This is a genomic window from Vibrio algicola (assembly GCF_009601765.2).
Taxonomy (GTDB): Bacteria; Pseudomonadota; Gammaproteobacteria; order Enterobacterales; family Vibrionaceae; genus Vibrio; species Vibrio algicola.
Window position 1 is genome coordinate 1,412,607 of the sequence record NZ_CP045699.1, and the last position, 14,698, is coordinate 1,427,304.

At 42.6% G+C, this 14,698-nt stretch carries 12 protein-coding genes; 7 read left to right on the forward strand and 5 right to left on the reverse strand.

Features of this window, described 5'->3' with window-relative positions:
* Nucleotides 1-369 precede the first annotated feature (369 nt).
* From GFB47_RS06510 to rplY, 3 genes are all read left to right on the forward strand, one after another.
* Nucleotides 370-1,602, forward strand: a complete 1,233-nt coding sequence (locus tag GFB47_RS06510) for an outer membrane protein transport protein (protein WP_153447246.1) — start codon at nt 370-372, stop codon at nt 1,600-1,602.
* Nucleotides 1,603-1,762: 160 nt separating this feature from the next.
* Nucleotides 1,763-3,553 carry a DEAD/DEAH box helicase gene (locus tag GFB47_RS06515; protein WP_153447247.1) on the forward strand — a complete coding sequence of 597 codons (1,791 nt, stop codon included), beginning with the start codon at nt 1,763-1,765 and terminating at the stop codon, nt 3,551-3,553.
* 144 nt (nt 3,554-3,697) lie between these two features.
* Nucleotides 3,698-3,976, forward strand: coding sequence for a 50S ribosomal protein L25 (gene rplY / locus GFB47_RS06520; protein WP_153447248.1), 279 nt, complete (start codon nt 3,698-3,700; stop codon nt 3,974-3,976).
* A gap of 216 nt (nt 3,977-4,192) precedes the next feature.
* On the opposite strand, the gene GFB47_RS06525 is transcribed toward rplY, so the two are convergent.
* Complete coding sequence (locus GFB47_RS06525) at nt 4,193-4,471, reverse strand: DUF1289 domain-containing protein (protein WP_153447249.1); 279 nt, start codon at nt 4,469-4,471, stop codon at nt 4,193-4,195.
* A 213-nt stretch (nt 4,472-4,684) separates the two neighbouring features.
* Here GFB47_RS06525 and GFB47_RS06530 point away from each other — a divergent pair, with 213 nt between their 5' ends.
* Entirely contained in the window at nt 4,685-5,122 is a 438-nt protein-coding gene (locus tag GFB47_RS06530; RefSeq protein WP_153447250.1) for an META domain-containing protein, read from the forward strand.
* Nucleotides 5,123-5,295: 173 nt separating this feature from the next.
* Here GFB47_RS06530 and GFB47_RS06535 read toward each other — a convergent pair whose 3' ends face one another.
* The gene (locus GFB47_RS06535) at nt 5,296-5,961 is read right to left on the reverse strand and encodes a DUF1214 domain-containing protein (RefSeq protein ID WP_218619080.1); all 666 of its coding nucleotides are present in this window, start codon (nt 5,959-5,961) and stop codon (nt 5,296-5,298) included.
* A 309-nt stretch (nt 5,962-6,270) separates the two neighbouring features.
* Between GFB47_RS06535 and GFB47_RS06540 the strand changes: the two genes are divergently transcribed.
* Nucleotides 6,271-7,026, forward strand: coding sequence for a hypothetical protein (locus tag GFB47_RS06540; RefSeq protein WP_153447252.1), 756 nt, complete (start codon nt 6,271-6,273; stop codon nt 7,024-7,026).
* An 85-nt stretch (nt 7,027-7,111) separates the two neighbouring features.
* On the opposite strand, the gene metE is transcribed toward GFB47_RS06540, so the two are convergent.
* Nucleotides 7,112-9,526, reverse strand: a complete 2,415-nt coding sequence (metE, locus tag GFB47_RS06545) for a 5-methyltetrahydropteroyltriglutamate--homocysteine S-methyltransferase (protein WP_153447253.1) — start codon at nt 9,524-9,526, stop codon at nt 7,112-7,114.
* Nucleotides 9,527-9,854: 328 nt separating this feature from the next.
* On the opposite strand from metE, the gene GFB47_RS06550 reads away from it, so the two are divergent.
* Nucleotides 9,855-10,784, forward strand: coding sequence for a LysR substrate-binding domain-containing protein (locus GFB47_RS06550; RefSeq protein ID WP_153447254.1), 930 nt, complete (start codon nt 9,855-9,857; stop codon nt 10,782-10,784).
* A 28-nt stretch (nt 10,785-10,812) separates the two neighbouring features.
* Here the strand turns inward: GFB47_RS06550 and GFB47_RS06555 are convergent, their stop codons facing one another.
* Together GFB47_RS06555 and GFB47_RS06560 are read right to left on the reverse strand one after the other, a co-directional pair.
* Nucleotides 10,813-11,007 carry a DUF4250 domain-containing protein gene (locus GFB47_RS06555; RefSeq protein WP_153447255.1) on the reverse strand — a complete coding sequence of 65 codons (195 nt, stop codon included), beginning with the start codon at nt 11,005-11,007 and terminating at the stop codon, nt 10,813-10,815.
* A gap of 105 nt (nt 11,008-11,112) precedes the next feature.
* Nucleotides 11,113-11,793, reverse strand: a complete 681-nt coding sequence (locus GFB47_RS06560) for a hypothetical protein (protein WP_153447256.1) — start codon at nt 11,791-11,793, stop codon at nt 11,113-11,115.
* Between the two features lie 271 nt (nt 11,794-12,064).
* On the opposite strand from GFB47_RS06560, the gene GFB47_RS06565 reads away from it, so the two are divergent.
* Nucleotides 12,065-14,521 carry a YgiQ family radical SAM protein gene (locus GFB47_RS06565; protein ID WP_153447257.1) on the forward strand — a complete coding sequence of 819 codons (2,457 nt, stop codon included), beginning with the start codon at nt 12,065-12,067 and terminating at the stop codon, nt 14,519-14,521.
* Nucleotides 14,522-14,698: the final 177 nt, after the last annotated feature.

Sequence of the window (14,698 nt, forward strand, 5' to 3'; positions counted from 1 at the left end):
ACCAGATTCATTCAAATAATAAATATATCGAAACAACCCGAAACATAATTTAGTTCGCAAACCAAGCATCGAGACTTTAGTCTTATCGCCCTAGTAGTCTGGCGCAATCTATAAGACTTAAGTCTAATGCGTGGCACGGCTAATTTTTAATCGAAAATTATAAAAACTGGCATTTACATTATAAACAACAACTTAAACTGGTCTTACCTGTTTTGTTAAGTTAAATAACAAAAATTACAAAAGTATTAACTAGCTAACACTTTTGAGAATAAAAAATACACACCACCAATAATTAGTAATAACATTATTAACAACTGCTGAGTGACGGCAGATTTATACAACAAAATAATAATGTATAAGGGATTAAGCATGAAAAAAACACAATACACACTACTTGCCGTTTCTGTACTACTTGCCACGCAAGTCCATGCAGCGGGCTTCCAAGTAGTCGAACATTCAGCATCAGGTTTAGGACGAGCTTTCTCTGGTGCGGGTGCGGTTGGCGATAATGCCAGTGAAATGTCGGCCAACGCCGCTTCCATGATGCTGTTTGATCGCGCCCAATTTTCTGGTGCGATTTCACTCATTGAGCCAGAAATTGACATATCAGGAGATTATTCCGCCGATGATGTCGCGCCGGCGGAGGTGGTCCCTGCATTTTATTATGTACAACCAGTTAATTATAATTGGGCTTGGGGCATTGGCATGTACACCGATTATGGCGTCTCGACCGATTATCCTTCTGATTTCGTAGCCGGTTCAATTTCGGGTAGCACATCTTTAACCACTTTTAAAATTAACCCGAATGTCGCTTACCGTATCAATGACCAATTTAGTGTCGGTGCAGGGGTAAACTTCGTCTACGCCAAAGCAAAACTAAAACGTACCATGGGAGCACTTAATCCAACATCACCATCATCTACTTTAATTAAAATGGAAGGCGATACTTTTGGTTATGGCTGGAATGTGGGTGCATTATATGAGATGAATGAAAATAACCGTTTCTCTGCTTCGTACAAATCAGCGGTAAAACTTGAATTTGAAGATGGTGACTTTACTGATGGAACCGGCCTGATCACTGGAGTACCAGGTTCGAAATCCGACGCCGATCTTGATATAGATTTACCCGATATTGTAATCTTATCAGGTTTCCACCAGTTGAATAACCAATGGGCAGTGCACTACAGTTGGCAGTGGACCAATTGGAGTAAATTTGAAGAAATAACAGCTAAAGGAAATAAATGTAGTAACCCAACACCTATCAGCCCATACCCTGCTGGAACTTGCTTTAATAAACCAGAAAAATATGAGGACAACCAACGTTGGTCTATTGGTACTACCTATCAACCAACCGATAGTATCATTCTGCGTGCCGGTTTTGCCTATGATGAACAAGCTGGTGAGCCAACCTTAAGTATCCCTGATAGCGACCGCTATTGGTACAGCGCTGGTATGACTTACCTTTGGACAGAGAACCTATCTTTAGATGCTGGCTTTACTTATATTGATGGTGGTTCCTCTAACTTTGAAGAAGAAGGCATGAAATTTAAAGCATCTAGCGCCGCTTACATTGGCTCGGTTCAGGTGAACTACAGCTTCTAAGCCTCGCTTTATGCATCACCATCCAAGCCCACTCACCGCAGTGGGCTTTGTTTTATCTATCTAATCTGATCATTTATTTCAGCTTCGCAACCCACACCCTCTAGCAATATCACCTCGATCTCAGTACCCTACTTTTCTGTTCTCTTTACTGTCTATCATCATGTTTACTTTACGTCCATACCAAGCCGATTCGGTTAAATCGGTGATCCATTACTTTCGTTCTAATAGCGATCCTGCGGTGATTGTGCTGCCAACAGGGGCAGGCAAAAGTTTAGTGATCGCCGAACTGGCGCGTTTAGCTAAAGGTCGAGTGTTGATGCTGACTCACGTAAAAGAACTGGTCGAGCAAAATCATGCCAAATACGAAAGCTATTCCACCGATGACCAACCATTAAAAGGGTCGATATTTTCCGCAGGGCTGGGGCGCAAAGAAACCGAACAGCAAGTGGTGTTTGCTTCGGTACAATCTGTGGTGCGCAATCTTGATTTATTTGCCAATCAGTTTTCATTGTTGGTGATTGATGAATGTCACCGCGTGCCCGATAACCCTAAAAGCAGCTACCGTAAAGTCATTTCACATTTGCAAAGCGTTAACTCTGGGATCAAAATTTTAGGGTTAACCGCCACCCCTTATCGCTTAGGCATGGGTTGGATTTATCAATATCATGTGCGAGGTAAACGTGGCCAAGTTAAATCACAAGACGCGCGTTTTTTCCGTGATTGTATTTTTGAACTGCCTATCCAGTATTTGCTTGATGAAGGCTTCTTAACGCCAGCTAAAATGATCGATGCACCAGTGCTCAGTTATGATTTTTCTCACTTAAAACCCGCTTTAGCTGGACGTTATAAAGAGTCTGAGTTGGATTTGGTGATCGAGCAGTCAAAGCGCGCCACGCCGCAAATCGTAGAGCAAATTATTGAGTTATCCGAACACAAGCAAGGGATCATGATCTTTGCTGCCACTGTGCGCCATGCACAAGAAATATTAGGCTTACTGCCACACGCTCAATCTTCCTTGGTGATTGGCGACACCCACCAACTAGAACGCGACCGCATCATTAACGCGTTTAAAAATAAACAAATCAAATATCTGGTCAATGTTTCGGTACTGACCACAGGTTTTGATGCGCCGCATGTGGATTTAATCGCTATTTTACGTCCAACCGAATCGGTCAGTTTGTATCAGCAGATCATCGGTCGCGGTTTGCGCTTAGCTGAAAACAAGCAAGAATGTTTAGTGCTCGATTATGCCGGCAATAATTACGATTTATATCAACCCGAAGTGGGCGAACCCAAACCCGACCCAACAAGTGACACCGTCACCATCCCATGTCCTGCTTGCGGCTTTAATAATACCTTCTGGGGTAAACTCGACAATAACGGCATGTTAATTGAACATTATGGTCGTCGCTGCCAAGGCTATTTTGAAGTATTGGATGATGAGGATAAGCCGACCGGCCAGCGCGAACATTGCGGTTATCGTTTTAAAGCTAAATTCTGTGGCGAATGTGGCGCTGATAACGACATTGCCGCGCGTATCTGCCACCAATGCGATGCCACCTTAGTTGACCCAGATAAAAAGCTGCGCGATGCCTTAAACCTTAAAGATGCGTTAGTGTTTGAATGTACCGACATGCAGCTGGATGTTCATAAGGACAACAACGGTAAGTCGCAACTTAAAGTCAGCTATTTAGGCGAATCAACCGAGCAAGACCAACACGCTCAAGTACATGAATTTTGGTCTTTAACCACTAAAAAGCAAAAGCAGAACTTTGCCGAACAATTTGTACGCCCCCATCTTGCTGATAGGCATCGCGCGTTTGAACAAAGCTCTCCGACTCAAGTGGTTAACCATCAGCATCGCTTTCGATTGCCATTATTTATTATTGCCAGAAAGGTCGGTCGATTTTGGAAAATAAGAGATAAGATTTTTTCAGAAGAATTGAGTTAACATCTTGCTCAATAAACTCTGCAATGGTAGTATCCGCGCTCGTTTCAAGCCTTATTGTTGATCAATAATCTTGAAGCAACGCTTAATCACTAGGTCGCTATGTGATTAAACATCTTTTAATTTACTAATTTGAGAGTAAATACTATGAAATTTGAAGCAGTAGTACGTACTGAACTAGGTAAGAGTGCGAGCCGCCGCCTACGTCTAACTGGACAATTCCCTGCAATCATCTACGGTGGTGAAGCAGCTCCAGTATCTATCGCATTGATCCACTCTGACGTGATCAACCAAATGGATAAGCCTGAGTTTTACGAAGCAATCACTCTAGTAGTTGATGGCAAAGAAGTAAAAGTTAAGCCACAAGACGTTCAACGCCACGCATTTAAGCCAAAAGTTGAGCACATGGATTTCATCCGCGTTTAAGATCCCATCTTAGATTCGTTTAAATCCACCTTTTGCATAAAAGGTAAAATGAGACTCGAATTTACCACTCGATGCTCAGGCTAGAAATAGCAAGAAACATAGAAAGCCCGATGCTACCAACATCGGGCTTTCGCCGTTTTGCAATCCCATCATCGTTTGTTCTATTGCTTTGTACTATTTCTTTGTAGTATTGCTTTGTGCTATTTCAATTCGCCTTTAAAACAAACTCCCTTGCGGCGGCAGTTCTTCCTCTTCGACTTGAGTGATTGGAATGCTGTTTTTTTGATTACGCTTTTGATTTCGCAATGCCAGTTGCTGGCGGTAGTAACGTTGTTTACACAGTTTGATAATGTGACGTTGCTCGGCAGCAGTGTAGGCGAGCCAGTTAAAGCGCTCCTCACGTTTACGCATGCAACCTTGGCAATAACCTTTAGCATCCACGCTACACACGCCAACACAAGGACTGGGGACAGTAAAAAATTCAAGTTGCTCCATACCACCACCTCATCCGTTGCGTCTATTTTTTAAGCCTAGCGAAGATTTAACATACCTTTATTTATTGAGTATAAAACAATCGTTAAGTAAACGAATGTTAATATAACGATTGTTTTGCTATTCATCGGCTTGATTTTTATTATACTTTAGCTTGCTTTATCGCTTAGCTGTATTTATGCCATCTAAGCGATCGCCTATTGTTCGGAGATCACCATGAAAAAAATTATTCCTTTGGTTAGCTTATCGTTATTACTGGCTGCCTGCTCTTCTCAAGACAAAGTCAGCATGGTTACCCCAAGTGACTTGCAGCATCATCACTGGGAATTAAGCGAAATAGATGGTACGCCGGTCGCTGAAAATAAATTTGGCCAAGTGCCTGATATTGAAATTGGTGAGAACATGAACTCACACGGTTCTACTGGTTGTAATTCTTACCGTGGCATGGCGGAAATTAATGCTGAAACGGGCGAGTTTCGTATTAGTAAAATGGCGATGACCATGAAGATGTGCCAAGGCGATGCGATGACCACTGAGCGCGCTGTCGCCAGTACGCTATCGGCTTGGAGCACCATTGATCTTAACAAGCAAAGTTTAGAGCTTTCAAATGATGAACATACGCTGACTTTTGTGTTAAAAGACTGGGTGCAATAACCAATAACAGCATTTATACGACTCAATATAAATGGTTAATAGATTGCTTTATATTTAATAATAGTGGTTTATCTTAGCATCGAAAAAAAGGTCCGAATTTACGGTTAAAACGTAAACTCTGACCTTTTTATTTCCGGTTTCTTAATATCTTAGCCACTTGACTGATTCGCGTTCTACTTTACTAAAGTAAAATCTGGCATCACAAAGGTTTTATTATGCAGTTCTTTCGTTGCGCCATAGTAACGGAACGTTGGTAATGGACGTTTACCGGCGGTTGGGATCCAGTTCTCTTCAAATCCTTTTGGCGCTTTTGGGTCCACATAAAGTGTTACGCTACCGTCGCTATTTTTCTTCATTTTATCCATATCGTATGAAGATAATGTAGTCCTCGAGGACGGGGTATAAATAAATGAGAAGGTGGCGCGATCATAAACCGTTAATGCCCAGAATTGTTTGACCGGCATATTCGTCGGTACGGTGACTTTATACAGCTTACCTGCTTCCAACTTATTGCCATCGGCATCATCCATTGCGGCTAAGTACCAATTGGCTGGTGTATCGCTTAGTACTTTCGGCACATAGGTACACCATACGTATTGAGCCGCACGCGCGGTTATATCAATACTGTCATCGTATGTGAATGAAAAACGCTTATTGGCATCAGATTGTAGTAATGATGCGTAGTGACGATTCGACCAGAAGAAAAAACGCTTCGGTGGATTATCATACCAATGCTGCACATAATACCAAGCATCAATGGCCCCTTGGCGCATGGCTTTTTTAGTGATAGCATCCGGTGCAAAAGGCTTACCCTTCTCTATTCCAAGAGATTTCAGCATCCCCATCATCACTTTATCTTGCTCTTTTACCGGCTCAACCGAGACGATATCATAGAGATTTTGGAAATGACGCTCATCAAAGAATGGTAAGGTCGGGTAGCGTTTATTAATTGGATCGATAAAGCGTTGTTTCGGTGGATTTGCCGCCTAGATATCTGGTATTAAAAGCCTCACTTATTACAAGGGAGATCAACGTATCATATTTTCAAATATTCAAATTCAATGTTAACTCTATGTTATTAGTGCTGACTTTTACTGATATTTACGTTATTTTGGTTTATTCCCTCGACTTGATATAAGGTGATTTGATTGTTGAAGTCTATTTTCATTCTACTTATCGTCCTTGTCTTACCCGCTCAAGCCTGTGAAATCACTCAAGCCAGTGTGTATTCCGATCAGCAACTTTCACAAAACTGCCAGCTGAACATTTTTGATCATACCAATCAAAGCATTGCCAAAAAATCAGTCTATTTTGTACAGTTTAAGTATGTTGATATCGCCAGTTATGAAAAACTAAAAATGCAATATCAACAAAAACACGGCTTACCTCAAACCCATCAACTTTTTAAACAAGGCTTTCGCCTTTTTATTGGCCCTTTGGCATTGAGCGATGTGTATCGAGTGCAAGCCATTATGCATTCTTTCGGCTATAAAGATGCCTTAATTAAATATACCCCACTGACCAATATCACATTGATCAAAAGTAAATCATCGGTGAAAATATTGCCTCAAATGCTATTGGTGCAACAACAAGCTAAGACTCATTTATTGTTACCCATCTATGGCAACCAATATCAAGGAAATGTGACTCACTATAATGACACCAACTTAGGGCTATTTACCTATCAACAAGCTCAAGAAGTGTGTCGCAGCGCCGATGCCCATATTGCTAATTTCAGTGATTATAAAGCGCTATTATCCGACACGAAATTTGTAATTGAGTATGCAGCTAAATCACAATTCTGGCTCACATCCAATGAAACGATTCGTCGGATTAATAATAAAATCGATGTTCGCCAACACCTGTCCCCTATTCGCTTTAATGTTATTTGTGCCACTCAATAGTTCCCCCACTAAAAACACCGCAGCTATTAACTGCGGTGCTTTATTGCTCTCTAATTGTGACAATTAGGCTTTAATATAAATGTGGTTAGCTTAATTCTGTCTCTAACTCTTCGGCCTTAACCGTATCGGTCACTTGATAGAGTTGACGTAATGTTTTAGCCGCAGCGACCATATTTTTTAATGACGCTTCGGTTTCTGTCCAGTTACGGGTTTTTAATCCGCAATCTGGATTGACCCATAAACGCTCAATCGGAATTTTAGTGGCGGCCGTTTTTAATAAACTCACGATCCATTGTTGGCTTGGAATATTAGGCGAATGGATATCGTAAACCCCCGGTCCAATTTCATTAGGGTAATTAAATTCTTCAAACGCTTTTAATAACGCCATATTTGAACGCGAGGTTTCAATCGTGATCACATCGGCATCTAACGCGGCAACTGAATCGATGATCTCATTAAACTCGCTGTAACACATGTGGGTATGAATTTGAGTTTCTGGTTTCGCGCTGGAAGCTGATATTTTAAATGCGTCCACTGCCCAGTCTAAATATGCTTTATGATCGCGTTTTTTCAGTGGCAACCCTTCACGAATAGCTGGCTCATCAATTTGAATAATATTAATTCCCGCTCGCTGTAAATCCTCGACTTCATCACGTAGGGCAAACGCCAGTTGGTCGGCAATTTGTTTGCGAGTGATATCTTCGCGTGGAAAAGTCCAACAAAGGATCGTCACCGGACCGGTCAGCATGCCTTTCATTTGCTTTGAGGTGAGAGATTGCGCGTATACCGACCAATCAACTGTTATTGATTTTTCACGCTCGATATCGGCCACAACAATGGCCGGTTTTACGCAGCGTGAACCATAGCTTTGTACCCAGCCAAATTGAGTCACTTGGAAGCCGGCAAGATTTTCGGCAAAATATTCCACCATGTCGTTACGTTCGGCTTCACCATGCACTAAGACATCAAGATCTAACGCTTCTTGGCGTTTAACCGCATCTTGAATATGGCCTTTTAATGCTTGCTGATAATCATCCGCATTTAATTGACCACGGCGAAATGCACTGCGTTGCTGACGAATGTCGGCGGTTTGAGGGAAAGATCCAATGGTGGTGGTCGGCAATAAAGGCAAACCTAACACTTGCGCTTGATGCTGAGCACGCTCGGGATAACTGGCACTGCGTTGGGTTAGCGCCTTGGTTAATCCCTTTAAGCGTTGCTGAACTTGAGGTTTATTAACATGCGTGGCGGTTAAGCGATCTTTAATTGGCTGACTGTAAGTGGCACAAGCTTCAATGGCATGTCCATTTCCATCGAGTGCCGCCCCTAGCAAACTCACCTCATTAAGTTTTTGTTTCGCAAACGCAAACCAACTTTTTACTTCTTCACTGAGATCCGTTTCAAGCTCTAAATCAATCGGACTGTGCAATAATGAACACGAGCTTGCTACCCATAATTTATCTCCACGTTGCGCTTTGACTGGTTGCAGCTTTTCAAGCCAAGTTTGCAGATCGGCGCGCCACACATTTCGCCCATTGATCACCCCGACCGATAACACCCAATCTTGTGGGATCGCAGCATTAACCGCTTCCAGTTGTTGTGGTGATGCCGATAAGTCAATATGCAAGCCATCAACATTAAGCTCCACAATTTTGGCTAAGTTATCTTCCACCGAATCAAAATAAGTGGTTAAGAGGATTTTCACATCACTTTGTAAGATCTGATACGCCAATTTGAAAGCATTTGACCATTTATCCTCTAACTCTAAACTTAAGATTGGCTCATCAATTTGTACCCATTCCACCCCGAGTGATTTTAGTTTGCTCAAGATCGCTTGATAGGCCGATAATAACCGTGGTAATAGGCTTAATCGATCAAAGCCATTGTCAACTTCTTCAGCATTAATTTCTTTGCCTAGATACAAATAGCTTAATGGCCCAAGTAACACTGGTTTAACCTTGTGACCGGCTTGAATGGCTTGGTTTACTTCTTCAAATAATTGCGGCCAACTGACTTGAAAACTGTCCTCTTGACTAAACTCGGGCACGATGTAATGGTAATTGGTGTTAAACCATTTGGTCATGTCACCGGCGGCCGCGCCATTATTATCACCCGCATGATCAGAGCCATGCACAGAGCCACAACCACAACTGTCGCCTTCTGAGGCCGATTGACCACGCGCCACTTTAAATAAGGTATCTAAATCAGGGAAACCACCGTTAGAATGTCTGGCCGGAACATGTCCGAGTAACAAACTGGTGCTTAATACATGGTCATACCAAGCAAAATCGCCCGCCGCCACATAGCTTAATCCACTAGTCGATTGATCATTCCAATGACGTTGGCGTAAATCACTGCCGACTTGTTTGAGTTGGGCTTGATTGATCTGCCCTTTCCAATATTGCTCTTGGGCAAATTTAAGTTCACGTTTGTCTCCCACTCGCGGATAGCCAAGAATGTGAGTAATGGTTTTATTAGTTGAATGCGTTGAAGTTGTCATAATGAATATCCTTATCTAAATAAATCCGTCTGGATGGCTAAATAATCCCTTTTCACAGCAACATGAGCAATGTCTATAAATTCACAATCAATATGAATTTTTTTCATAAATAGAGCGTTCCCCATCCATTTTTGGACATCTAGACGTTTACAACCAAGCCTGAAACCAGTAGCTTGTTAAAACAGAGCACTTATGAAAATAAATCGCTCAGTAAAATAGATCTCTTGGTACAACAGGTCACTTGGTAAAACAGGTCACTGAGTAAAAAATCAGCCTGATAAACAAAGCACGGATAAATCAATCGAAAACAACAGATTAAGGATGATCAATGATTGAGATTAAACATTTAAAAACGCTGGTGGCATTACGCGATACCGGATCATTGACCGCGACGGCGACCATGATGCACTTAACTCAATCGGCCTTATCTCACCAATTAAAGGAGTTAGAATCTCGCCTTGGTGGCCAATTATTTTTGCGCAAGACTCGGCCCGTTAAATTCACCTCAGAAGGCGCTATTTTATTAGCATTGGCAGAAGAACTGTTACCTAAACTGGCGCGGGCTGAGAATGACATTGCCAGCTTAAAAGAAGATGTTAATGGACGTTTGCACATGGCGATCGAATGCCATTCTTGCTTTCAATGGTTGATGCCAGCACTGAAAGAATATCAAATCACTTGGCCCAGTGTGACGCTGGATTTTTCTTCTGGCTTTGGGTTTGAACCTTTGCCGGCATTAGTGTCAGGTGAACTAGATTTGGTGATCACTTCCGATATACAGCCGCGCTCAGAGGTGCATTATGAGCCGTTATTTGATTTTGAAATGCGCTTGATCACCGCCACCAATCATCCACTCGCAGACAAAGAGTTCATTAGCCCTGAAGATTTAGCATCACAAACTATGCTGTCATATCCGGTGCAAAAACAACGCTTAGATGTGGTAAAGCACTTCCTCCAACCTGCCGGAATTGAGCCTGCGAAGTGGAAACAGGCTGACAATACTTTAATGTTGGTGCAAATGGTGTCGGCTGGATTAGGTGTGGCGGCGCTGCCTAATTGGGCGATCAGTGAGTTTTCTCGCCAAGGATTAATTACTAGCAAACCGCTTATTTCCAATACCCCAAATGATAAAGGCTTATGGCGACGTTTATTTGCCGCGGTCAGAAATTCAGAAAAAGATAAACGTTATTTAGACGCATTCTTTAGCACCGCTAAGCAGCAGTGCCAAAGTCATTTAGATGGGATCAAGATGGCGTAGTTTTTAGGGGCGGTTGATCGAATGTGTTTTATCTTGCTTTGAACTGGTTGGTTAATGGATCATACTGATAACCTAGCATATCGAGTTTACCAACCAGATCTTCAGTGTCCATTTCATACATGCTGATCAACTCATTAAAACTGTCGCATTCTAAGCGTAATTTTTCGTTCACAATGCCCAGTAAAATCACACTATCGACTCTTTTTACGTTGCTTAAGTCCATCGTCACGCTCCTGCTTATCAAATCAAAGGATGTCGCTTATGTCGGGACATCTAGCAATAAGCATAGACCGTGCGCGATAAATTTTCTGTGATCTTTTCAGTCAGGTTAAAATTGAAACAATAATGAACTAAAGCCAACCAAGGCTGAAAACGACACAATAAAGCCACAAATAGGTTGCGTCTTTTGAATAGTTTTTTGGGTAAACAAATGCCAACTTGAAAACACCACGCTGACAATCAAAGAAACAAAACACACGATAAGTGGCAAGGTAATGTCATGCATATAAGCGATGCTGTATTGAGAGCTTTGCAATAAAACCACAATGCTGACTAACATCGCGCCAATGATCGCCACCACAGGCAATAAACGATGAAAAGCTTGCAAGCGTGAACGAGCGAGCAGTAAGAACACATGACTCAAACTTGCGCCGAGTGTCACCATTGCCACCAGCATAAACAGCATATTGCCCCAATCGCCGCCTAATATAAGTTGGATATTGAAGAATGCGGCCACCGCGATCGCAACATATAACAACCAAATCGGTCCTGAATCGCGTGTTTTTTTCACTTTGACTTGTGAGAAGAAGAACAAAATAAGCGCCCCCACCAATGCCAACGGCCAATACAACAGCCCCAGCGCCAGCCAAGCAACCGCAATAATGGGGAATTGCTTATGGATACGACCTCGCTGTCCTGGGCAAATATCCCCTTTGAGTAAAATAACCAGTAAAACCACTTGAGCGCCAAGCAGCATTGGGGGGATCACGCTAAGTAAATAAGTATACATAGTAAAGTAAAGCTTCCAGTTTTCATTATTTTTATGACGCGAATATTAGCAAATTTATGGTTTAAAATCTTGTGTAATATCTTATAAATACCACAAAGAGAGCGTTTAAAATTTACGCTTATTTGGCAGAATAAAAAGGCTAACTAAGTTATCAGAATACCGACTTAACCCCTTATAAAATGAGGCTATCACGATAAAATAGTTTTACTTTCTACTAGTCGTTTCAGTACGAAATCTGTATACTTTGGCATCCCAAATCAGAGGTCAATTTATGTACAGCGACATCCAACTCTCATCGAAGCCAACCCCTATCGACCAATATCCTAAGTATTGGGCCGAGTGCTTTGGCCCAGCGCCTCTCTTACCGACCAGTCGAAAAGAAATGGACGCCCTTGGTTGGGATAGCTGTGACATTATTATTGTAACCGGTGATGCTTATGTCGATCACCCAAGTTTTGGTATGGCAGTGATCGGCCGTTTATTGGAATCTCAAGGCTTTCGAGTGGGGATCATTGCCCAGCCGAAATGGGACAATAAAAACGATTTTATGACCTTAGGCAAACCGAATTTATTTTTTGGTATCACCGCCGGTAACATGGATTCGATGATCAACCGCTACACCGCAGATCGCAAACTACGTCACGATGATGCTTACACTCCTAATAACGAAGGTGGCAAACGCCCCGATCGCGCAGTGTTAGTCTATTCGCAACGTTGTCGTGAAGCCTACAAAGGCACCCCGATTATTTTAGGCGGAATTGAAGCCAGTTTACGCCGCATCGCCCATTATGATTATTGGTCAGATAAAGTCCGCCGTTCGGTATTATTTGATGCCAAAGCCGATATTTTATTATTTGGTAATGCGGAACGCGCCTTAGTTGAAGTGGCGCATCGCCTTGCCAACAATGAACTGGTTGCAGACATGACCAATATTCGTGGTACTGCGATCAATATTGCCGCTGAACCGGAAGGCTACACTGTGATCGATTCTTCACGAATTGAAAAACCAAGCAAAGCCGTCTTTGTACCGATCAACCCTTATGAAGTCGAAAGCAACTGCGACACCCAATCAAAAGATCAACAAGCAGAAGATGCGGCCAAAACCCAAGTGGTTGAGATGCAACCTGCGAACATTAAATTGGATCGCACACCTCGTCACGATTCAAAAACCACCGCAGTTCGTCTACCTCCTTTCGAAAAGCTGAATAACGACCGTATTTTATACGCGCATGCCACTCGCGTTATGCACCTTGAAACCAATCCTTACTCTGGTCGTGCGCTAATTCAAAAACATGGTGACCGTGAGTTATGGGTTAACCAAGCCCCTATTCCGCTTTCCACTGAAGAAATGGACTTTGTGTTTGGTCTGCCTTATGCCCGTATTCCGCACCCTATGTATGGTAAAGCGAAGATCCCAGCTTACGACATGATCAAAACCTCGGTTAATATTATGCGCGGTTGCTTTGGTGGTTGTTCATTCTGCTCCATTACCGAGCATGAAGGGCGTATTATTCAAAACCGTTCGCAACAATCGATCTTGACCGAGTTAGAAGAAATCCGCGATAAAGTTCCTGGTTTTACTGGCACAATTTCCGATCTTGGTGGCCCTACCGCGAATATGTATCGTTTAGGCTGCTCCGATCCAAAGGCCGAAGCAAACTGCCGCCGTCCATCGTGCGTTTTCCCTGGTACTTGTAATAAGCTCGATACCGATCATCAGCACACCATTAATTTATATCGCGCGGCGCGCAAAGTGCCGGGTATTAAGAAAGTGATGATTGCCTCTGGCGTACGTTACGATCTTGCGATCCAATCGCCTGAATATGTCAAAGAATTGGTGACACACCATGTCGGTGGCTACCTAAAAATTGCCCCAGAACATACCGAAAAAGGCCCATTAGATAAAATGATGAAGCCGGGCATGGGCGCGTATGACACTTTTAAAGATATGTTTGAGAAATACAGCAAAGAGGCCGGTAAGAAGCAATATTTGATCCCATATTTTATCTCCGCTCATCCTGGCGCAGAAGATGAAGATATGTTGAATTTAGCCTTATGGTTAAAGAGCAATAGTTACGAGTGTGATCAGGTGCAAAACTTCTACCCATCGCCTATGTGCAATGCCACTTCGATGTATTACTCAGAAACCAATCCACTGAAAAAAGTGAAGTATAAACAACGCGAAGATGTGGTAGTGGCAAAAGGTGAGCGTCAACGCCGTTTACATAAAGCATTATTGCGTTATCACGATCCTGCCAACTGGCCGCTTATTCGTGAAGCATTGATCAATATGGGTAAAAAGCATCTTATTGGGGATAAACCAAGCTGCCTGATCCCTGCTGAAGATGCGGCCAATACCTTAACACCGGCGCAACGTCGTCAAACCGGTCGTCATGGTGCTAAGCGTTTTGCTACCAAGCACACCAATTTCACCAGTAAAAATGATGGTGGTCAGCCGGATATTCGTAAAGAAGATCCTCGCAACGAAAATAGCCGAAAACAGAAGTCAGGCGACAATAAAAATCGCAACCCGAAAAATAACGGCAACCATTCTTCTAGCACTAAGCCCCATCAAGCTCGCTCCGAGCAAGCGAACGGTGGACAAGCTAAGGCAAAAGGTAAAACCACCCCATCCAATTCGAACAAACCGAATCGGACAAAGAAGCCGAATGCCAGTCAACCATCGAGCTCAGGTAAGAAACCAAATCGAACTCGGCAGCCGTTCTAGGCTTCTTCTGTAGCTTATTAATAACGTTCACATCGACAACGCTAGCTGAGATTGCTGGCGTTTTTTGTTATTTCTCATAGGCTAAACCCTACCTCTCTCTGCAATTATCTTTTTCACTTTAACAAAGCTTTGTTGCGTAATTCAAATTTAGAGGTGACAACACTAGAATGGTATTAT